The sequence below is a fragment of the Streptomyces sp. NPDC051987 genome (assembly GCF_040680735.1).
Lineage (GTDB): Bacteria > Actinomycetota > Actinomycetes > Streptomycetales > Streptomycetaceae > Streptomyces.
Map to the genome: position 1 here is coordinate 30,121 of NZ_JBFAXI010000020.1, position 20,171 is coordinate 50,291.

Genomic DNA, 20,171 nt, shown 5'->3' on the forward strand with positions numbered 1-20,171 from the left:
GCCGCAGTCATGGCCCCATAGTGCCTGCCCCCGCCCGCAATGCGTCGAGGAGTGTCCGCAGCCTGTGGATAACTTTGCGAACCTCCAGGTGAGCCTCTGGATTCCTCACGCTGCTCCGGCGGCCCGATCGGTCAGCGCGCCCATGAACATCACCGAGCGCCTTCGGCCGACGAGTCCGGTCAGGGCGAGCATCGCCCGGTTCGTCCTGCCGACCGCGATGCTGGGGGGCGGGTTGCGGCGATCGAGGGTGTTCAGCGCGGTGGCGACGACCTCCCGCGGGGTCTGCAACCGCCGTACGCCGGAGGCGGCCTCCTGGCCCGCCACGTCGAAGAACTCGGTCTGTGCGGCGCCGGGCGACAGGGCCAGGACGCGCAGGCCGTTGCGCCAGTTCTCGTCCCGAACATTCCGGCCCGGCAGGCCCCGGTCCGAGCGTGGCGTCCGAACCTCCGCGGACCGTCCGGAAGATCGACCCGGCGAGACCGTCACGTCCGCCCACCCCGCCCGTAAACCGCCATGAACCGCCCCGTACCGTGGACGGGGTGTACCGCTTTCTGCTGACACCCCGCTGGTGGGGCATCAACGTCTTCGTGCTGCTCGCCATCCCGTTCTGCGTGTTCATGGGGTCCTGGCAGCTGAGCCGGTTCGACGCGCGGGTCGCGGCGCATCGCAGCGCCGACGAGCAGGTCGAGACGGCGAAGACGGAACCGGCCCGGCCGCTGGCCGATCTGCTCCCCGTCGACCAGGCGACGTCGGGCAAGCGGGCCACCGTCAGCGGGCGGTACGGCACACAGCTGCTCGTCCCCGACCGTCAGGTCGACGGGAAGGACGGCTTCTACGTCCTGACCCTGCTGCGCACCGACTCGGGCAAGGCCCTGCCCGTCGTGCGCGGCTGGCTGCCGGGCCGGGCGGATGCCGCCGAGGCGCCCGCCCCGCCCGCGGGTGAGGTCACCGTCACCGGCGCGCTGCAGGCCTCCGAGACGCCGGGGGACAACGGCGTCAGCAACCAGAGCGGCCTCCCGGCGGGGCAGACGGCGGCGATCAGCGCGGCCTCGCTGGTGAACCTGGTGCCCTACCCGGTGTACGACGCCTGGATCACCCTGGAGAAGGCCGACTCGGGGATGACGGCCGTGCCGGCGACCGCGCCGGAGAACTCGGGGCTCGACCTGAAGGCGTTCCAGAACCTCGGCTACACCGGTGAGTGGTTCGTGTTCGCCGGCTTCGTGGTGTTCATGTGGTTCCGGCTGCTGCGCCGCGAGGCGGAGTTCGCCCGGGACGCGGCGCTCGGCCTGGTCCCGGACGAGGAGGCCCAGCAGCCGACGGGCGTCTGACCGGCCGGCCCGGCGGTCCTCACACCGCCGGCAGGACGCCGGTCCAGTAGACGGTGCCGGCGCACGCGTTCGTCACCGTCGCCGAGCCGGTCGGGGACCCGGCCTGCGGGGTGTACGAGACCGCGATTCCGCCGTCGGCCGTGCCGTCCTCGGTGAGCAGCTGGGTGGTGGTGCCGTCCGACCCGGAGGTGGTCGTACCGGCGCTGCTGCTGGCGCCCTCGGAGGGGCTCGGGGAGGCCGTGCCGCCTCCGGTGCCGCCGGTGTCGGTGCCGCCGGTGCTGGAGCCGCTGGTCGGGCAGGTCTCCGTGGGGACGAAGCCGAACTTCTCCTGGTAGGCCGCACCGGGCGCCAGGACCAGGCCGGTGAGCTCGGTGGTCGGGTCGGGCAGCCCGGCCGCCGCGTCACCGGAGACGTGCCGGACGGCGCTGATCCTGCTGCTGTCCGCCGCGCCCTGCGCGAGGACGCCCACGGTGCCGGGGCCGCCGACGGTACAGCTCGTCTTCGAGACGTTGACGACGCGGAAGGTGCCGTAGACGACGCCCGTCGAGTCGGGGGCGTCCACGGTGGACGTCGGGGTGCCGAGCTGCGCGGCCGTGCAGACCGGGGCGCTGCTGGCGGCGCTCGACGTGGGGAGGACCTTGGTGCCGCCGCCGGCTCCGGTGCTCTCGCCCTTGCCGCCCCCCTTGCCGACGCCGGGGCTCGCGCCGGGGGCCTGGCCGCCGCTGCCGCCCGAGGTGCCGGAGCCGCCGTCCGGGTTCTTGCCGCCGGTGGAGCCGCCCTGCGCCTGGGAGGCCTGGCCGGCCATGGAGGTGTTGGGGTCGGCGCCGCCGGAGTGGGAGACGTGCACGAGGGCCGGGATCGCGGTGCCGATGAACAGGGCCGCGGCCACCATGCCGACGGCGGCCTGGCGCTTGCGGGCCCGGCGGGCGGGCACCGCGCGGCGCAGGTGGTCGAGGGCGCCGTCGCGCGGGGTGACGTCGCCGACCGCGGAGTGCAGCAGCCGGCGCAGGGCCAGCTCGTCCGCGTCGAGCCCGTCCAGGGCGTCCGGACGGCCGGCGTCGTGGCCGTCCGGGCCGTGGGCGTCGGCTCGGAAGGCGGCGCCGAATCCGGCGCCGAATCCGGCGCCGGGGCCGCTGCCGAGCCCGTCGGGGCCCGGTCGCAGGCCCTCGGGACCCTTTTCTTCGGGGCCGTGGTTCACAGTTCCGTTCCCAGCGTGCGATTGCGTGTGCTCTTGCTCGTCCTGCCGAGGCGCCGGCTCCCCCGAGCCACCTCGTGTCGGCTCCCCCGAGCCACCTCGTGTCGGCTCCCCCGAGCCACCTCGTGTCGGCTCCCCCGAGCCGCGCTCCGATCCGTGCCCCGGACCGGGCGTGTGCTTCCCCGTCGGCTCGTGCCAGGCGTAGGGCTCGTGGCGATCATGCGAGTCGCCTCCCGCGGGGCGGTCCGTCATGCCTGCGACTCCATCGCCACCCGCAGGGCCGCGATACCGCGCGACCCGTACGCCTTCACCGAGCCCAGTGAGATGCCGAGCGTCTCGGCGACCTGGGCCTCGGTCATGTCGGCGAAGTAGCGCAGCACGAGGACCTCGCGCTGGCGGCGCTGGAGGCCCTTCATCGCCTTGATCAGGTCGCGCCGCTCCAGCTGGTCGTAGGCGCCCTCCTCGGCGCTGGCCGCGTCCGGCATCGGCTTGGAGAGGAGCTTGAGGCCCAGGATGCGGCGGCGCAGCGCGGAGCGGGAGAGGTTGACGACCGTCTGGCGCAGGTAGGCCAGGGTCTTCTCCGGGTCCCGGACGCGTTTGCGGGCGGAGTGGACGCGGATGAAGGCCTCCTGGACGACGTCCTCGCAGGAGGCGGTGTCGTCGAGGAGGAGCGCGGCGAGGCCGAGGAGCGAGCGGTAGTGCGCCCGGTAGGTCTCGGTGAGGTGGTCGACGGTGGTGCCGGCCGCGACCGTCGTCGTCTCCTCGGAGCCGTCGCGCTGGCTGGGTATGCGGGTGGGCCGCGCTGCGGGCATGGGCGCGATCACCGGCATGCCGCCGGGCGTGCCGGGCATGCGGGGGCGCAGGCCGGCGCGGGGCGGCCGCAGGGCCGTCGCGCCGCGGGGCGCACGGAGTTCGAGTACCTCTGCCACGCCAGTTGGACACGTCTGACCCCGCCGGGGTTGTACGTGCCGGGCATCACTTTCGCACCGGGCCTGCCGGACGCGCGCACGCCGAGCCTGCCGGACGGAGCCTCAATTGCCGCCATGCGTCCCGCTCTTCCCCTATGTCCCATATGAACGGGCGTCCCCACGCCCCGATCACGGCGTCCCCACGCCAGGATCATGCGTCCCCACGGCCCGCCGAAGGCCCGGTCGTGTAAGCGCCCGGTAAGTGGGCGACCGCAAAGACGCTCCCCGCCACCCGCTTGGTTGCGGAGGACGGGGAGGAAAATCTTCGAACGCGGACCGGCCGCGGTTCAAGAGGTGTGGACCATGCTCCCGGCCACATTTCTTACGCTGATCCTACCCATGGGCGCGCTCCCATACGGGGCGTCTCCGGGGCGTTCGCCGTGGTCACGGCCCTTTCACACGATATCCACGGTTCCTGAACGGCCGGTCAGTTCCGCCGCCACCAGCTCGGCGATCTGAGCGGTGTTCAGCGCGGCTCCCTTGCGCAGGTTGTCCCCGCACACGAAGAGCTCCAGCGCGGTGGGGTCGTCGAGCGCCCGGCGCACCCGTCCGACCCAGGTCGGGTCGGTGCCCACCACGTCGGCGGGGGTCGGGAACTCGCCGGCGGCCGGATTGTCGAAGAGGACGACGCCCGGGGCCGTGTCCAGGATCTCCCGGGCCTTGCCGACGGTGACCTCGCCCTGGAAGCGGGCGTGCACCGTCAGGGAGTGCGTGGTGACCACCGGGACCCGCACGCACGTCACCGCGACCGGCAGCTTCGGCAGCCCGAGGATCTTGCGGGACTCGTCCCGCACCTTCATCTCCTCCGACGACCAGCCGTCCTCCCGCAGCGACCCGGCCCACGGGACGACGTTGAGCGCGACCGGCTCCGGGAACGGCCCGGTCAGGTCGCCGACCGCCCGGCGCACGTCACCGGGCTTGGTGCCCAGCTCCGTACCGGCCACCATCGACAGCTGGGCCCGCAGCGTCTCCACGCCGGCCCGCCCAGCCCCGCTGACCGCCTGGTACGACGACACCACCAGCTCGCGCAGCCCGAACTCGGCGTGCAGCGCGCCCAGGGCGACGATCATCGACAGGGTGGTGCAGTTCGGGTTGGCGATGATCCCGCGCGGCCGGTTGCGGGCGCAGTGCGGGTTGACCTCGGGGACGACCAGCGGGACGTCGGGGTCCATCCGGAAGGCGCCGGAGTTGTCCACCACGACGACACCCCTGGCGGCGGCGACCGGTGCCCAGCGGGCGGACACCTCGTCGGGCACGTCGAACATCGCGACGTCGACGCCGTCGAAGGCCTCCTCCGAGAGGGCGACGACCTCGACCTCGGCCCCGCGCACGGTCAGCTTGCGGCCGGCCGAGCGCGGGGTGGCGAGCAGGCGGATCTCGCCCCAGACGTCCGCGCGCTGGGACAGGATCTGGAGCATGACCGTGCCGACCGCCCCGGTCGCTCCCACGACCGCGAGCGTCGGCTTGTCGGTCATCGGCCGGTGCCTCCGTAGACCACGGCCTCGTCGCTGTCGGAGTCCAGTCCGAAGGCGGTGTGCACGGCGCGCACGGCCTCCGGCACGTCGTCGGCGCGGGTCACCACCGAGATGCGGATCTCGGAGGTCGAGATCAGCTCGATGTTGACCCCGGCGTCGCTCAGCGCCTCGAAGAACGAGGCGGTGACCCCCGGGTTGGTCTTCATCCCGGCGCCGACCAGCGAGATCTTGCCGATCTGGTCGTCGTAGCGCAGCGAGTCGAAGCCGATGCCCGACCGGTTGCGCTCCAGCGCGTCGATGGCCTTGCGGCCCTCGGTCTTCGGGAGCGTGAAGGAGATGTCCGTCAGGCCGGTGGCGGCGGCGGACACGTTCTGCACGACCATGTCGATGTTGATCTCGGCGTCGGCGATGGTCCGGAAGATGGCGGCCGCCTCACCCGGCTTGTCGGGCACACCGACGACCGTGACCTTGGCCTCGGAGGTGTCGTGCGCGACACCGGAGATGATGGCCTGCTCCACCTTCTTGTCCCCAATCGGCTTGCTGCTGACCCACGTGCCCTGCAGTCCGCTGAAGCTGGACCGGACGTGGATCGGGATGTTGTAGCGGCGGGCGTACTCCACACAGCGGTGGAGCAGCACCTTGGAACCGGAGGCGGCGAGCTCCAGCATGTCCTCGAAGGAGATCCAGTCGATCTTCCGCGCCTTCTTCACCACGCGCGGGTCGGCGGTGAACACGCCGTCGACGTCGGTGTAGATCTCACAGACCTCGGCGTCGAGCGCGGCGGCCAGCGCCACGGCCGTCGTGTCGGACCCGCCGCGCCCCAGCGTGGTGATGTCCTTCTTGTCCTGGCTCACGCCCTGGAAGCCCGCCACGATGGCGATGTTGCCCTCGTCCAGCGCCGTCCTGATCCGCCCCGGCGTGACGTCGATGATCCGGGCTTTGTTGTGGACCGAGTCGGTGATGACGCCTGCCTGGCTGCCGGTGAACGACTGGGCCTCGTGACCCAGGTTCTTGATCGCCATGGCCAGCAGGGCCATGGAGATACGCTCTCCGGCGGTCAGCAGCATGTCGAACTCACGCCCGGCAGGCATCGGGGATACCTGCTCGGCGAGATCGATCAGCTCGTCCGTCGTGTCGCCCATCGCGGAAACGACGACAACCACCTGGTTGCCGTTCTTCTTCGCTTCCACGATCCGCTTGGCGACGCGCTTGATGCCCTCGGCATCGGCAACGGAGGAGCCTCCGTACTTCTGCACGACAAGGCCCACGTGCGCTCCTCGCTCGGTTCGTTTGTGTCGGCTCAGTCTAACGAGCGTCCGAATTCCACCCGACTGCTCCCGCATGGTGAGACTCGTCCGGCCTTCGCGCTCGCAGCCGGTACCTGCCCAGGGAACGGAACGCCACGCGGAAAAGTGCCCTGGCTCACAATCACCGCTGCGCAGCGCGCCTCCGCCGCCATGGTGTGGCCAGTCACCCCATGAGAACGACGTTGACACCGCTGACCGGCTTCGTGCTGCTCGGCGCGAGCGTGACCTTCGCGGTACGGCGAATCAGTCCGCGAACTCCTTGAGCGGCTCGGTGTCGAGGGTGATGTTCACCGGCTCCGGGAGATTCACCACCGCGCCGAACGGCAACTTCTCCTCGTGTCGGTAGCGTCCGTCCTCCGGCTGGTTGAAGACGACGACCGAGCAGTCGTCACGGTCGATGAGGAGATAGACAGGGATACCGGCGGCGGCGTAACCGTCGGGCTTCTCCACGCGGTCGCGCTTGTTGGTGTCGGAGTCGTACGACGTGACCTCGACGGCCATCAGGGCACCCTCGGATTCGGACCATTCCCCGTGCCCCTTGAGCCCGCCCACCTTGATGAGCACTCCATCGGCACGAGCGCGGCCCTTGCGATATCGCTCCGTCTTCAGGCCGCTCTCGGCGTGCAGCCACAGATCCGGACGATGCTGCATGCACGTCCGTTGCAGCCACGCGATCATCTCGCGATGGTTACCGTCCCCCATGGGCTTGACCACGACCCTTCCGTTGATGAACTCCAGCCACACGGTCTCCGGGGCATGGCGTTCGAGTTCCTCGAACTCCTCGACGGACATCTGGGGCTGGTACTCGGGGGTCATGGCGTCGCCTCCTCGACCCCATACTGCCCCGACCGGCACCTCCTGCACGCTCATACACCCCTCCGCAGCGCCCGACCTCCGGGAGAGCGCAGACCGCCCGCCGCACGTACCTGCGTGGCCCACTCGTGCACTTCCCCGGCTGTGAGCATCGGCCTCGACAGAAAAGTCGCCGGCATCTGCGGGATGCGCTCGCCCTCCGGCGTCTCCAGCCAACCCGGAAAACCAATGGAGGAGCTCGGAACCCGAGGCGCGGAGCCCGAGGCTCAAGCTCCGGGCTGAACTGCGGAGATGAAGGCCGACCAGGCGGGGGCGGCGACGCGGAGCCGGGGGTCGGAGGGGACCTTGGAGTCCCGGATGTGGACGGCGGCGGAGAAGGCGACTTCGACGCAGTTGCCGCCCTCGTTGTCGCTGTAGCTGGACTTGAACCACTTCAGCCGGTCACCCACGCTGATCCGCTCGGCCAGGACGACGGTGTCGCCGATCCGGATCTCGGCGTGCCCGATCAGTCCGTCCTCGGTGCGCACCCGCCCCAGTTCCTCGCCCCCGAACGCCTGGGTGACGAAGTCCAGGAACGCGCCCGTGTCGTCGGTGACGACCCAGGGCGCGAGGGTGGTGTACCCCTCCGGAGTGGCGTTGCCTCTGGTCCGCTCGGGCATGGCGATCCCCTCACCGGTGTCGGAAACATCGCCGACGACCGTAGGGACCGCTTGGGACGGGGACTGTCCTACCTGGAGGAGGAGCCCAGCCCCATCGCCCCGCCGATCTCCTGCTGCATGACCTGGCCCGCCTCGAACTCGAGGGTTTCGTCGCCCATGGTGGCCTGGTCGGTGTCGAGGCCGTCCAGTTCTTCCAGGGGCTGGTTGAGGCGGACGTGGATGAGGACGGACTGGAGGGCGCGCAGGACGGCGGAGGCGGTGGGGCCCCAGTTGGAGAAGTAGGAGAACTGCCACCACCACAGCGCCTCCGTGGTGCGGCCCGCGCGGTAGTGGGCCATGCCGTGGCGGAGGTCGGTGACGATGTCGGCCAGGTCGTCCGAGATCCGGGCCGGGACGGGCGCCTTGCGGGGCTCGTACGGGTCGAAGACCTCGGAGTAGACGTCGACGGGGTCGAGCAGGCGTCCGAAGTTCTCGCGGAGCTGGTCGACGTCCGGCTCCGGGCCCGGGTCCGGCTCGTAGCGCTCGTCGGGGACGATGTCCTCGTGCGCGCCGAGACGGCCGCCGGCCAGCAGGAGCTGGGAGACCTCCAGGAGGAGGAAGGGAACCGCGGAGTCCGGCTCGTCGCCCTTCGAGACCTCCGTCACGGCCACCAGGAAGCTCTCCACCTGGTCCGCGATCTGGACCGCGAAGTCGTCCGGGTTCTGCGCGGTCGCGTGCAGCGTGGCGTCAGACATCTAGGAGTCGTCTCCCCTCGAAGGCGCGGCCGAGGGTCACCTCGTCCGCGTATTCCAGGTCGCCGCCCACCGGGAGGCCGCTGGCCAGGCGGGTGACCTTCAGGCCCATGGGTTTGATCATGCGGGCGAGGTAGGTGGCGGTCGCCTCGCCCTCCAGGTTCGGGTCCGTGGCGAGGATCAGCTCGGTGACCGTGCCGTCCGCCAGGCGGGCGAGCAGCTCCCTGATCCGCAGGTCGTCGGGGCCGACGCCCTCGATCGGGCTGATCGCGCCGCCGAGCACGTGGTAACGGCCGCGGAACTCGCGGGTGCGCTCGATCGCGACGACGTCCTTCGGCTCCTCCACCACGCAGATGACGGTGGGGTCGCGGCGGCTGTCGCGGCAGATGTTGCACAGCTCCTCCTGTGCCACGTTGCCGCAGGTCGCGCAGAAGCGGACCTTCGCCTTCACCTCCAGGAGGGCCTGCGCGAGACGCCGTACGTCCGTGGGCTCCGCCTGCAGGATGTGGAAGGCGATCCGCTGCGCGCTCTTCGGACCGACGCCGGGCAGCCGCCCCAGCTCGTCGATGAGGTCCTGGACCACGCCTTCGTACAACGGACTGCCCTTCCTGGAGACTTTCGGTACGTACGGTAGTTGGCTGCCGCCTGTCCTAGGAAGGCGGTACGGATGACGCGCGGGCGACGAACATCAGAACGGCAGGCCGGGGATGCCGCTGCCGCCGCCCAGCCCCTGCGCCAGCGGGCCCAGCTTCTGCTGCTGGAGCGCCTGGGCGTTCTCGTTGGCCGCCTGGACCGCCGCGACGATCAGGTCGGCGAGGGTGTCGGTGTCCTCCGGGTCCACCGCCTTCGGGTCGATCTTCAGCGCGCGCAGCTCGCCGGAACCGGTCACGGTGGCCTTCACGAGGCCGCCGCCCGCCTGTCCGTCGACCTCCGTGTGCGCGAGTTCCTCCTGGGCCCGTGCCAGATCCTGCTGCATCTTCTGGGCCTGCTGGAGCAGCTGCTGCATGTTGGGCTGGCCACCACCGGGGATCACGATCAGCTCCTGGGTCGGGTCCGGACATTCTCTGCTGTGCATGAGCCTACGTGGTCGACGCAGCCATCGCCCCGCCACTCTTTCGAGTGAGATTCCCGGCGGCCCTATACCTGATCAAGCACCCCTTCCGGGCTGAAAAGAGACGAAAGCACCGCCTTCGCCACCCGTTGGGCGGTAGGAAGGGTTCCCGTCGTCAGCATCCATGGTCAGGTCCAGCGCCAGTCACGGAACGTGACCGGCCGGGATCAGTAGGGAGTACCGGGTGGGTCAGCCGGAGATGCAGCCCGAGGGGCCGGCTCAGGAGGGGCGGGGCGGCGAGGGTGCGGCCGGACTGCGGCCGGGTGATCTGACCGGGCGGGCGTTCCCGCTCGGGGACTGGGGCCGTCCGGCCGAGCGGCTCGACGAGCTGTACCGGTGGGTGGAGCGCGGGGCGCTGGAGACGGCCGGGTGGTATCTGACGGACCGGGTGTGGAAGCGGCGGGGGGCGCGGGCGCTGCGGTGCGGGGCGGCGGTGGGGGCGGTGCTGGGGGCGGCGCTGCCGCTGCTCGACCTGACCGGGGCGGTCGGCGGGGTCGCGCCGTGGGGGTATCTGGCGCTGCTGCTGGCGGTGTCCTGCGTCGGCGTCGACCGGTTCTTCGGGGTGACGTCCGGGTGGATAAGGGACATGGCCACCGCGCAGGCCGTGCAGCGGCGGCTGCAGGTGCTGCAGTTCGACTGGGCGTCGGAGAGCGTGCGGGAGGTGCTGGGGCCGGCGGAGGGTACTGCGAGCGAGGCGGCCGAGCGGTGTCTGGGGGTGCTGCGGCGGTTCTCGGAGGACGTGACGGAGCTGGTCCGTACGGAGACGGCCGACTGGATGGTGGAGTTCCGGACGGGGCCGACGCCGCTGGGCATGCAGGCGACGGTGGCGGCGGGGCCGCGGGCCGACGCGGGCCACCTGAACGGCCGCTTTCCGCTGCCGCCGGCCAACGGGGCTCGCCCCAACATGCCGAGACAGAGGCCACCAGAGCCTCGGTGAGGGGGGCCGCGCGCCGCCGGTCCGGTGCAGCACCGCGGTGGCATTCGCGCAGTTCCCCGCGCCCCCTCAGGGGGCTTCCCGCCATGGTCCGGTGCGGCGCCGTGGTGGCATTCGCGCAGTTCCCCGCGCCCCTTCAGGGGCGCTGAAGCGGCGGGGGCGTGGGGGCGCCCCGTAGGGGCGCGGGGAACTGCGCGGCCGACTACGACGGCGGTGCACCCGGAATTGTCCGGACGCCCGAATGTCTTGACATCGTCAAGACGGCCCCCTCATCGTGAGCACGCAGGCTCTGGACGGTCCAAGGAGGGGCAGCCCATGGTGCGTACGCTCGGCGTCGCCGTCGTCGGATTCGGCTGGATGGGGCGGGTGCACACCCAGGCCTACCAGCGCGTCCCCCACCACTTCCCGGAGCTGCCGGTCCGTGCCGAGCTGGTGGCCGTCGCCGAGGAGGTGCCGGGGCGGGCCGAGGAGGCCGCCGCCCAGTTCGGGTTCGCGTCCACCACCCGGGACTGGCGGGACGTGGCGGCCGACCCCCGGGTGCACGCCGTCAGCATCACCGCGCCGAACTTCCTGCACCGCGAGATCGGCATGGCGATGGCCGAGGCCGGCAAGCACATCTGGATCGAGAAGCCGGTCGGGCTGACCGCCGAGGACGCGCGGGCCGTGTCCGACGCCGTCGCCAAGGCCGGCGTGCGGGGCACCGTCGGCTTCAACTACCGCAACGCCCCCGCCGTCGCCCACGCCCGCGAGCTGATCGCCTCCGGCGAGCTGGGCACCGTGACGCACGTCCGCGTCCGCCTCTTCAGCGACTACGCGGCTCACCCGGAGGGGGCCCTGACCTGGCGGTACGAGCGGGCGCGCGGGGGCGGCGGCGTCCTCGGCGACCTCGCCTCGCACGGCGTCGACCTGGCCCGTTTCCTGCTCGGCGACATCGAGTCGCTGGCCGCCGACACGGCCGTGTTCATCCCGGAGCGGGCCCGGCCCACCGGCGCGACGGCCGGCCACACCCTCGCCACCGGCGGCGAGCTCGGGCCCGTCGAGAACGAGGACTACGTCAACTGCCTGCTGCGCTTCGCCTCCGGCGCCCGGGGCGTCCTGGAGGCCTGCCGGGTCTCGGTCGGCGAGCAGAACAACTACGGCTTCGAGGTGCACGGCACCAGGGGCGCCGTCTTCTGGGACTACCGGCGGATGGGCGAGCTGGGAGTCAGCCGCGGCACCTCCTACCAGGACCAGCCCGTCAGCACGGTGTTCGTCGGCCCCGGCCACGGCGAGTACGGCGCCTTCCAGCCCGGCGCGGCCAACGCCATGGGCTACGACGACCTCAAGGTGATCGAGGCCCGAGCCTTCCTGCGGTCGATCGCCGACGGCACCGACCACGGCCCCACCCTCGACGACGCCGTGCACAGCGCCACCGCCCTCGACGCGATGAGCCGCTCGGCCGAGCAGCGCACCTGGGTGAGCCTGCGCTGACCTCCGCGAAGACCACGGCGACGATGTTCGCCGGACGTCCAACTGAACCGTACGGGGCGGGTGTTCACTCCTTGCCGTAGGTCAGGCTCTCGCCGCCGTCCTTCTGCACCCGCCTCAGCTTGCCGTCCGGCAGCAGGGTCACCTCGGTCGCCTCGCCGGCGGTGCACGCCGAACGGGGCTTGCCGGAGGTGACCTTGGACGGGCCGATCTCCAACGGGCCCTTCGTGCCGGGCTTGTCGGCGAGCGGCGCGGTGAACTCGCAGTGGTAGCCGGGGCCGTCCGCGACCAGGGTGAGCACCGTGTCGCCCACCGCACCCTGCCGGATGGTCAGTTCGCGGGTGTTGTGGCCGGTGTCGTTGTCTATCGACGTGGCCCAGGTGCCGAGGAAGCCGCTGGGGACGGGGCCGGTGCCCGCCCCGGTGGCCGAGGCGGAGGGTGACGCGGACGGCGCCGGCTCGCCCGCGGTGGTGGGGCCGGTGGCCGTCGCGGTGGGGGTGGTCCGGTCGGCCGCCTTGTCGTCCGTGCCGTCGCCGCCGCTGTTCAGGAGCGCGTACACCGAGCCGCCCGCGGCCAGCAGCACGATCAGCGCGACGGCGACGAGGAGGGCGGTGGAGCGGGGGGTGCGGCGCGGCTCGTCGGCGGGAAGGGGGTCGTAGAGCGGGGGCGGGGGGACGGGCGGGTAGCTCTGGGTGGGGTCGGGGGTGAGGTCGGGGGCCGTCTGCGCGTACGGGTTGTACGGCGGCTGCGGGTGCTGGTGCGGCTGGTTCGGGTAGCCGTAGGCCGGGTGGGCGGGGGCGTGTTCGGGGGACGGGGTGCCGAGTCCCGGCCGTGGATGGTTCGTGGCCGGTCGCGCCCCCGCGGCGGCGGCCGCGGACTCTCCGACGCCCCGCGCCCCTTGGTCCGCCGGCCCCTGCGCCCACGGATCGGTCGCCGCGGACCCGGACGACCCGGTCAGGGCCCCGTGGATCGTCGGGTCCTCCACCTCCAGCAGCTCCACGGCATGGCGGCCCAGTTGCGCCACCAGCGCACCCGGCAGCCAGGGATCCCTCGACCGGCCCTCCCAGACGGTGTCCCCGGCTCCGGTGCGGGCCAGGATCGCGTCCAGGGACGGGCGGGCCGCCGGGTCCTTGCGCAGGCAGTCGCGGACCACGTCGGCGATGTCCTCGGGGAGGCCGGAGAGGTCGGGGTCCTCCTGGGCGATGCGGAACATCAGGGCGTGCGCGCCGCCCTCCGCGGAGCCGAAGGGGAGCCGGCCGGTGGCCGCGTAGGCCAGCACCGAGCCGAGGCAGAAGACGTCGCAGGCCGGCGTGATCCGGTCGCCGCGCACCTGCTCGGGGGCCATGAACCCGGGCGAGCCGAGGAGGGAGCCGGTCTGGGTGAGCCCCTCGCCGGGCAGCGTCTCCAGGGCCCGCGCGATGCCGAAGTCGATGACCCGCGGCCCCTCTATGGTGAGCATCACGTTGGACGGCTTCAGGTCACGGTGGACGATCCCCGCCGCGTGGATGTTGCCGAGCGCGTGCGCCAGCCCGGCGGCGAGGATGCGCACCGACCGCTCGGGCAGCGGCCCGTGGTCGTGCTCGACGACCCGCTGCAGGCTCGGCCCGGCCACATAGCCGGTGGCCACCCAGGGCACCGCGGCCTCGGTGTCGGCGTCGAGGACGGGCGCGGTCCAGAACCCGCCGACCCGCTGGGCGTTGCGGACCTCCTGCCGGAAGCGCGCCCGGAACTCCTCGTGCTCGGCGAGCTCCGCCCGGACCAGCTTCACGGCGACCGTGCGGCCCCGCTCCGACCGGGCGAGATAGACGTGCCCCATGCCGCCCGCGCCCAGCCGCGCCAGCAGCCGGTAGCTCCCGATGTGCTGCGGATCCCCCGGCCCCAGCTTCTCCATGGCAGATCCGCCCCTCGCTCACACTTGTGATCGAGCCGAGAATAATGCGGGCCTTCCGGGGATCGCGCGGCGCCATGTCTACGGTTACGTAACAGGCACGGGTGCCGGTCGCCCGGCCGGGTCCCCCCATGCTGGACAACCTGTCGCGGAATCCCCCGGACCACGGAACATGTCGCCGATACCGCTCCCGTGCCGGGCGCTCCTACGCTCCCGGCCATGACCCCTCAGCCCCATCCCCAGGCCGGAGCCGCCGTGAAGGCGGCCGATCGCGCGCACGTCTTCCACTCCTGGTCCGCGCAGGACCTCATCGACCCGCTCGCCGTGGCCGGCGCCGAAGGGTCGTACTTCTGGGACTACGACGGCCGGCGCTACCTGGACTTCACCAGCGGGCTCGTCTTCACCAACATCGGGTACCAGCACCCGAAGGTCGTCGCCGCCATCCAGGAGCAGGCCGCGAGGATGACGACCTTCGCGCCCGCCTTCGCCGTCGAGGCGCGGTCGGAGGCGGCCCGGCTGATCGCCGAGCGCACGCCCGGTGACCTCGACAAGATCTTCTTCACCAACGGCGGCGCGGACGCGGTCGAGCACGCCGTGCGGATGGCCCGGCTGCACACCGGGCGCCCGAAGGTGCTGTCCGCCTACCGCTCGTACCACGGCGGCACCCAGCAGGCGGTGAACATCACCGGGGACCCGCGCCGCTGGGCCTCCGACAGTGCGGCCGCCGGGGTCGTGCACTTCTGGGCGCCGTTCCTGTACCGCTCCCGTTTCTACGCGGAGACCGAGGAGCAGGAGACCGCGCGGGCGCTGGAGCACCTGGAGACCACGATCGCGTTCGAGGGGCCGGGGACGGTCGCGGCGATCGTGCTGGAGACCATCCCCGGGACCGCCGGGATCATGGTTCCGCCCGCCGGGTATCTGACCGGCGTCCGGGAGATCTGCGACAAGTACGGGATCGTCTTCGTCCTGGACGAGGTGATGGCCGGGTTCGGGCGGACCGGGGAGTGGTTCGCCGCCGACCTGTTCGGGGTCGTACCCGACCTGATGACCTTCGCCAAGGGGGTGAACAGCGGGTACGTGCCGCTCGGCGGGGTGGCCATCGGCCCGGAGATCGCCGAGACCTTCGCCAGGCGGCCCTACCCGGGCGGTCTGACGTACTCGGGGCATCCGCTGGCCTGCGCGGCCGCGGTCGCGACGATCAACGTGATGGCGGAGGAAGGGGTCGTCGAGAACGCGAAGCGGCTGGGGGCGGAGGTCGTGGGACCGGCGCTCGCCACGCTCGCCGAGCGGCACCCGAGCGTCGGGGAGGTGCGCGGGGTCGGCATGTTCTGGGCGCTCGAACTGGTGCGGGACCGGGAGAGCCGGGAGCCGCTGGTGCCGTACAACGCGGCCGGGGAGGCGAACGCGGCGATGACCGCGTTCGGGGCGGCCGCGAAGAAGCACGGCCTGTGGCCGTTCGTGAACATGAACCGGACGCATGTCGTGCCGCCGTGCAACGTGAGTGAGGCCGAGCTGAAGGAGGGGTTCGCGGCGCTGGACGCTGCGCTGAGCGTGGCCGACGAGTACACGGTGTAAGGGCCGCCGTTGCCGGGCGCGGGCCGGTGGGGGCTGGTCGCGCCCACGCGGCGGTAGCCGCAGATCCGACTACGCCCCGCGCCCCTGAAGGGGCGCCCGCGCCGTGGATCAGTGCGGCGCCGTGGGGCTGCTGGTCGCGCCCACGCGGCGGTAGCCGCACGTCCGAGTACGCCCCGGCGCCCTCACGGGGCGCTTCTCCCAGGTGGCTCAGACGAGCCGTAGAAAGGACCCACGGGTAGCTTCCCGGGTGCAGATGGAGTACACGCGGAACCCGAACGCGTAAGGTGGCGTGCTCGTACATGTATCTGTGAGCGAGCACGTCACCCGCACGCGTGAGGAGAGGCACCCGACGATGCCCGGCAACGGCGCTGTGACCCGCAGTACCCTGCGCCAGCAGATCGCGGACGCGCTCCGTGACGAGGTGCTCGCCGGGCGGCTGCAGCCGGGGCGGGAGTTCACGGTCAAGGAGATCGCCGAGCAGTACGGGGTCTCCGCCACGCCCGTCCGCGAGGCGCTGGTGGACCTGTCGGCGCAGGGCGTCCTCGACGCCGACCAGCACCGCGGCTTCCGGGTGCCGGAGTACACGTCCGCCGACTACCGGGGCATGATCGAGGCCCGCAGCCTGGTCACCGACGGCATGTTCCAGGCCCTCACCGACGGCCTCCACCCCGCCTTCAAGGACCCCGAGGAACCGCGGGTGGCGGCCGCCCTGGCCACGGTCCGGCGCCGCGGCGACGAGGCGCAGCGCGCCGCCGCCGCCGGTGACCTGACCATACTCATCGGCTACGACCTGCGGTTCTGGCGCGAGCTGGCCGCGCTGTTCGGCAACCCCTACCTCGCCGACTTCCTGCACCGGCTGCGCGTGCAGTCCTGGGTGTGCGCGGTGCAGCATCTGCGCGGGCTGCCCGATCTACGCGGGTATCTGTGGTCCCGGCACACCGAGTTGGTCGACGCGCTGTCCCGCCGGGACGCCGAGGCCGCCCGCGGGATCGTCGCCGCGTACAACACGCACTCCCTCGCCCTGATCGAGCGACTGGCGGAGAAGAACGGATGACCGAGAGCAGGGAGACCGTCGACCTATCCGTCGTCATCCCGGCGTACAACGAGGAAGAGCGGCTCGGCCCCACGCTCGGCGCCGTCACCCGCTACCTCGCCGACAACGAGAGCCGCTTCGGCTCCTGGGAAGTGATCGTCTCCGACGACGGCTCGACGGACGGGACGCGCGACGTCGCCGCCCTGGGGCATCCGCGCGTCCGGCTGGTCGCCGCCGACCGCAACCGGGGCAAGGGCAACGCCCTGCGCCTCGGTGTCGCCGCGACCGCCGGCAGCCGCGTGCTGGTCACCGACGCCGATCTCGCGGCGCCGATCGAGGAGCTGGAGCGGCTGGACAAGGCGCTCAGCGAGGGCAGCGCGGCGGCGATCGGCTCGCGCGCGGTGCCGGGCGCGGAGATAGCCGACCACCAGAACCGGCTGCGCGAGCTGCTCGGCCGGGCCGGGAACCTGCTGATACGCGCGACCGCCGTCCCCGGCATCCGCGACACCCAGTGCGGGTTCAAGCTCTTCGACGGCGACCTGGCCCGGGAGGCCTTCGCCGACTCCCGGCTGGACGGGTGGGGCATCGACGTCGAGGTCCTCCGGCACCTGCACCGCGACGGCCACCCGATCGCCGAGGTCCCGGTCCGCTGGAGCCACCAGCCCGGTTCCAAGGTGGGCCCGCTGGACTACCCGAGGGTCCTCGCCGACCTGGTCCGGCTGAGGCTGCGCCGGCTGCGCCCGGCGGACCTGCTGGTCCCGGTCCTCTTCCTGGTCCTGTCGATCGCCCTGTACTCGGGCCGCTTCTTCGACCCCGGCCACCGCTATCTCACCGACTCCCTCCAGGACCAGAACCAGTGGGAGTGGTTCTTCGCGGTGACCGCGGACAACCTCGCGCACCTGCGCAACCCGCTCTTCTCCGACCTGCAGAACTTCCCCGACGGCGTCAACCTCATGGCCAACACGGTCATGCTGGGTCTGTCCGTGCCCTTCGCCCCGCTGACGCTGCTGGCCGGTCCGGCCGTCTCGCTCTCCGTCTGCATGGCGCTCGGGCTCGCCGCGACCGCCGTCGCCTGGTACTGGCTGATCGTGAAGCGGGTGGTACGGCACCGGGGCGCGGCCTTCGTCGGCGCGGCGCTCGCGGCCTTCGCGCCGCCGATGGTCAGCCACGCCAACGCGCACCCCAACTTCGTGATCCTGTTCATGATCCCGCTGATCATCGACCGGGCCCTGCGCCTCGCCTCCGGCGAGCGGGTCCGGCGGGACGGGATCGTGCTCGGACTGATGGCTGCCTACCAGGTCTTCCTGGGCGAGGAGCCGTTCCTGCTGGCGGCGCTGGGGATGACTCTGTTCGCCCTGGCGTACGCGGCCGCGCGCCCGCAGGTGGCGAAGGAGGCCTGGCGCCCGCTGGCCAAGGGCCTGCTGATCGCCGGGGCGGTCTGCCTGCCTCTGGTCGCCTACCCCCTGTACTGGCAGTTCACGGGGCCGCAGAGCTACCACAGCGTCCTGCACGGCGACAACGCCGGAAACAGCCCGCTCTCCCTGCTGGCCTTCGCCGAGCGCTCGATGCTCTTCGGGGACGCGGGCCGCGCCAACGAGCTCTCCCTCAACCCGACCGAGCAGAACGCCTTCTACGGCTGGCCGCTGGTCCTGGTCGCCTTCGGGATCGTCGTACGGCTGTGGGAGCGGCCGCTGGTCAAGGCGCTGGCGTTCACGTCGGTGGCCGCGGCGGTCCTGTCCATGGGCCCGAAGATCCGGATCCCGCTGACGCAGACGGTGTATCCGGGCCCCTGGGCGCTGGTGCGGAAGTTCCCGCTCTTCGAGTCCGTCATCGAGGGCCGGGTGGCGATGATCTGCGCCCCCGCGCTGGGCGTCCTGCTCGCCGTGGCCCTGGAGCGGATCCTCGCCACCCGCAGGATCGGTGCCCAGTACGCCGGCCTGCTGGCCGTCGCCCTCGCCCTGCTCCCGATCGTCCCCGCCCCGCTCAAGGCCGATCCGCGGGTGCCGGTGCCGGAGTTCATCAGCAGCGGGATGTGGAAGTCGTACGTGGGCAAGGGCGAGTCCCTCGTCCCGCTCCCGCTCCCGGACCCCGGCGCGGCCGAGGCCCTGCACTGGCAGACCAGCGTCGACATGGGCTTCAAGGTCCCCGGCGGATACTTCAACGGCCCCTACGGCGCGGACCGCACCGGCATCTACGGCGCCGTCCCGCGTTTCACCTCCGACATGCTGCGGGACGTCCGCTACAGCGGGAAGGTGCCGGTGATCGGCAAGAACTGGCGGGCGCAGGCCAGGAAGGACTTCGCGTACTGGAAGGCGGGGGTCCTGGTGGTCGCCCCGCAACCCAACGACGACAAACTACGACAGGCGGTGGAGGCTCTGACCGGAAAACCCGGTAAGTGGACCGGTGGGGTCTGGGTATGGGACCTGCACGAGGGGAGCTGACCGGTGCCGCACGGACTACTCTTCCCTGACCACCTGGCTGAGCACTTGCTGTGCACGCGCTGACACTAGGAGCCCTCTTTGGCCTGTGACCTCTGGCTGGTACCGCTCGTCGACGTGTTGTGCCACACCCCCGACAATCCGTTCGCCGAGGAACTCGCGCAGTACAACAAGGTGCTGGCCGAGGCCGGGCTGCCCCCGGTGCCGGTGTACCAGTACATGCCGGGCCTGTCCGGCGAGGTCGCCCCGGTGGCCGGCTTCGACTACGACGCGCTCCACTTCCTCCGTCGCGCCTATCTCCTCCAGGTCTGCGGCCTGCCCGTCTCCCCCGTGGACGACCTCGGCGGCGACTACGAGCAGCTGCTGGAGATGTTCGAGTCGACGGCCCAGCAGTCGCACCTGGTCTGGCACTACGACCACGCGGGCGCCTACGTCCCGGTCGACTTCCCGAACCCGCTCTCCAGCGACGAACTCCTCGCCAGCGGCGGCCCCCTCGGCTCCTCCCACGCGCTGCTGCGCGAGCTGGAGTACGTCGCCCCGTCCATCGGCATCGACCCGGCGAACCCGCCGGCCGCGCCGCAGCCCCCCGCCGCCCCCACCGGCCTGGAGGAACCGGCCGTCCCCGCCCCCTACGACCCGAGCCCCTTCGCCCGCGAACGCCACGTGTGGCTCGGCCTGCACGCGGCGGCGACCCGCAGCCTGGCCCAGGGCTCGATGATCGTCTTCAGCTGACGGGCGGGGCGGCGAGGAGGTCGGTTCTCGACGATCCGGACGGTGCGGTGCCCGTGCCCCGGTGACGCGTCGGGGCCCTGGTGAGTACCGCACGGCCGCGCGGCCACTCGACGGTCGTTTCTACGCCGCCCCGAGGTGAACTTTCTGCAATTCACCCGTCGGTGCAGCGAATTCGTACGGCTTCTCGAATACCTCGCAGACCGTCGAGTACTGCCGGGTCACCGGGTCCCGGTGCACCACCCGCCGCAGATAACGCCGTTCCTCCAGCTCACGGAGGGAGGCGATGATCGTCATGCACCCTTCCCGACGCCGCTCGGCGAGGATGCGCTCCGTGATCCAGCAGCCGTTCGGAAGGCTCAAGAGGTACGCCAGTACGCCTACCGCGCCCCAGGACAGACGTCGGTCCCGGGAAAGGGAGGTGGCGAGGGCTGCGAAGGCGCGCAGGGGCGCCGTACGATGAACGCGCACGGGAGGGTTAGCTCCTTGTGTCGAGCCCCCGGGTGTTGGCGCACCGCGG

Annotated in this window: 19 protein-coding genes and 1 pseudogene; 7 read left to right on the forward strand and 13 right to left on the reverse strand. The window is 71.9% G+C overall.

Annotated elements, in window-relative coordinates; all coding sequences use genetic code 11:
* Window positions 1–105 precede the first annotated feature (105 nt).
* Complete coding sequence (locus tag AB0M11_RS13625) at window positions 106–486, reverse strand: hypothetical protein (RefSeq protein WP_365704725.1); 381 nt, start codon at window positions 484–486, stop codon at window positions 106–108.
* A gap of 53 nt (window positions 487–539) precedes the next feature.
* Here AB0M11_RS13625 and AB0M11_RS13630 point away from each other — a divergent pair, with 53 nt between their 5' ends.
* Window positions 540–1,328, forward strand: a complete 789-nt coding sequence (locus tag AB0M11_RS13630; protein WP_365704727.1) for an SURF1 family protein — start codon at window positions 540–542, stop codon at window positions 1,326–1,328.
* Between the two features lie 19 nt (window positions 1,329–1,347).
* Here the strand turns inward: AB0M11_RS13630 and AB0M11_RS13635 are convergent, their stop codons facing one another.
* From AB0M11_RS13635 to AB0M11_RS13680, 10 genes and pseudogenes are all read right to left on the reverse strand, one after another.
* The gene (locus tag AB0M11_RS13635) at window positions 1,348–2,526 is read right to left on the reverse strand and encodes a hypothetical protein (protein ID WP_365704729.1); all 1,179 of its coding nucleotides are present in this window, start codon (window positions 2,524–2,526) and stop codon (window positions 1,348–1,350) included.
* Between the two features lie 245 nt (window positions 2,527–2,771).
* The gene (locus AB0M11_RS13640; RefSeq protein WP_365704888.1) at window positions 2,772–3,374 is read right to left on the reverse strand and encodes a SigE family RNA polymerase sigma factor; all 603 of its coding nucleotides are present in this window, start codon (window positions 3,372–3,374) and stop codon (window positions 2,772–2,774) included.
* Window positions 3,375–3,886: 512 nt separating this feature from the next.
* Window positions 3,887–4,966 (reverse strand): aspartate-semialdehyde dehydrogenase, encoded by a 1,080-nt coding sequence (locus AB0M11_RS13645; protein WP_365704731.1) that lies wholly within the window; start codon window positions 4,964–4,966, stop codon window positions 3,887–3,889.
* Window positions 4,963–6,234, reverse strand: coding sequence for an aspartate kinase (locus AB0M11_RS13650; protein ID WP_365704733.1), 1,272 nt, complete (start codon window positions 6,232–6,234; stop codon window positions 4,963–4,965). Before AB0M11_RS13650 ends, AB0M11_RS13645 begins: the two co-directional genes overlap by 4 nt.
* Before the next feature lie 282 nt (window positions 6,235–6,516).
* Window positions 6,517–7,089 (reverse strand): Uma2 family endonuclease, encoded by a 573-nt coding sequence (locus AB0M11_RS13655; RefSeq protein ID WP_365704735.1) that lies wholly within the window; start codon window positions 7,087–7,089, stop codon window positions 6,517–6,519.
* A 263-nt stretch (window positions 7,090–7,352) separates the two neighbouring features.
* Window positions 7,353–7,535 (reverse strand): DUF397 domain-containing protein, encoded by a 183-nt coding sequence (locus tag AB0M11_RS13660; RefSeq protein ID WP_365704890.1) that lies wholly within the window; start codon window positions 7,533–7,535, stop codon window positions 7,353–7,355.
* Between the two features lie 12 nt (window positions 7,536–7,547).
* Window positions 7,548–7,745, reverse strand: a pseudogene (locus AB0M11_RS13665) (VOC family protein); the annotation flags it as partial.
* A 68-nt stretch (window positions 7,746–7,813) separates the two neighbouring features.
* Window positions 7,814–8,479 (reverse strand): DUF5063 domain-containing protein, encoded by a 666-nt coding sequence (locus AB0M11_RS13670; RefSeq protein WP_365704737.1) that lies wholly within the window; start codon window positions 8,477–8,479, stop codon window positions 7,814–7,816.
* Window positions 8,472–9,071 (reverse strand): recombination mediator RecR, encoded by a 600-nt coding sequence (recR, locus tag AB0M11_RS13675; protein ID WP_181805265.1) that lies wholly within the window; start codon window positions 9,069–9,071, stop codon window positions 8,472–8,474. Before recR ends, AB0M11_RS13670 begins: the two co-directional genes overlap by 8 nt.
* Window positions 9,072–9,164: 93 nt before the next feature.
* Entirely contained in the window at window positions 9,165–9,509 is a 345-nt protein-coding gene (locus AB0M11_RS13680; protein ID WP_365704892.1) for a YbaB/EbfC family nucleoid-associated protein, read from the reverse strand.
* 262 nt (window positions 9,510–9,771) lie between these two features.
* Here AB0M11_RS13680 and AB0M11_RS13685 point away from each other — a divergent pair, with 262 nt between their 5' ends.
* Window positions 9,772–10,524, forward strand: coding sequence for an SLATT domain-containing protein (locus tag AB0M11_RS13685; protein ID WP_365704740.1), 753 nt, complete (start codon window positions 9,772–9,774; stop codon window positions 10,522–10,524).
* Window positions 10,525–10,836: 312 nt separating this feature from the next.
* Entirely contained in the window at window positions 10,837–11,991 is a 1,155-nt protein-coding gene (locus AB0M11_RS13690) for a Gfo/Idh/MocA family oxidoreductase (RefSeq protein WP_365704742.1), read from the forward strand.
* 64 nt (window positions 11,992–12,055) lie between these two features.
* On the opposite strand, the gene AB0M11_RS13695 is transcribed toward AB0M11_RS13690, so the two are convergent.
* Window positions 12,056–13,879, reverse strand: a complete 1,824-nt coding sequence (locus AB0M11_RS13695; protein WP_365704744.1) for a serine/threonine-protein kinase — start codon at window positions 13,877–13,879, stop codon at window positions 12,056–12,058.
* Between the two features lie 216 nt (window positions 13,880–14,095).
* On the opposite strand from AB0M11_RS13695, the gene AB0M11_RS13700 reads away from it, so the two are divergent.
* From AB0M11_RS13700 to AB0M11_RS13715, 4 genes are all read left to right on the forward strand, one after another.
* Entirely contained in the window at window positions 14,096–15,451 is a 1,356-nt protein-coding gene (locus AB0M11_RS13700) for an aspartate aminotransferase family protein (RefSeq protein ID WP_365704745.1), read from the forward strand.
* Between the two features lie 352 nt (window positions 15,452–15,803).
* Complete coding sequence (locus tag AB0M11_RS13705; RefSeq protein ID WP_365704747.1) at window positions 15,804–16,505, forward strand: GntR family transcriptional regulator; 702 nt, start codon at window positions 15,804–15,806, stop codon at window positions 16,503–16,505.
* A complete protein-coding gene (locus tag AB0M11_RS13710) occupies window positions 16,502–18,925 on the forward strand; it encodes a dolichyl-phosphate beta-glucosyltransferase (protein ID WP_365704749.1) in 2,424 nt (807 codons plus the stop codon). The genes AB0M11_RS13705 and AB0M11_RS13710 overlap by 4 nt, the downstream gene beginning before the upstream one ends.
* Window positions 18,926–19,003: 78 nt before the next feature.
* The gene (locus AB0M11_RS13715) at window positions 19,004–19,654 is read left to right on the forward strand and encodes a hypothetical protein (protein WP_365704751.1); all 651 of its coding nucleotides are present in this window, start codon (window positions 19,004–19,006) and stop codon (window positions 19,652–19,654) included.
* Between the two features lie 120 nt (window positions 19,655–19,774).
* Here the strand turns inward: AB0M11_RS13715 and AB0M11_RS13720 are convergent, their stop codons facing one another.
* Entirely contained in the window at window positions 19,775–20,122 is a 348-nt protein-coding gene (locus AB0M11_RS13720) for a hypothetical protein (protein WP_365704753.1), read from the reverse strand.
* Window positions 20,123–20,171: the final 49 nt, after the last annotated feature.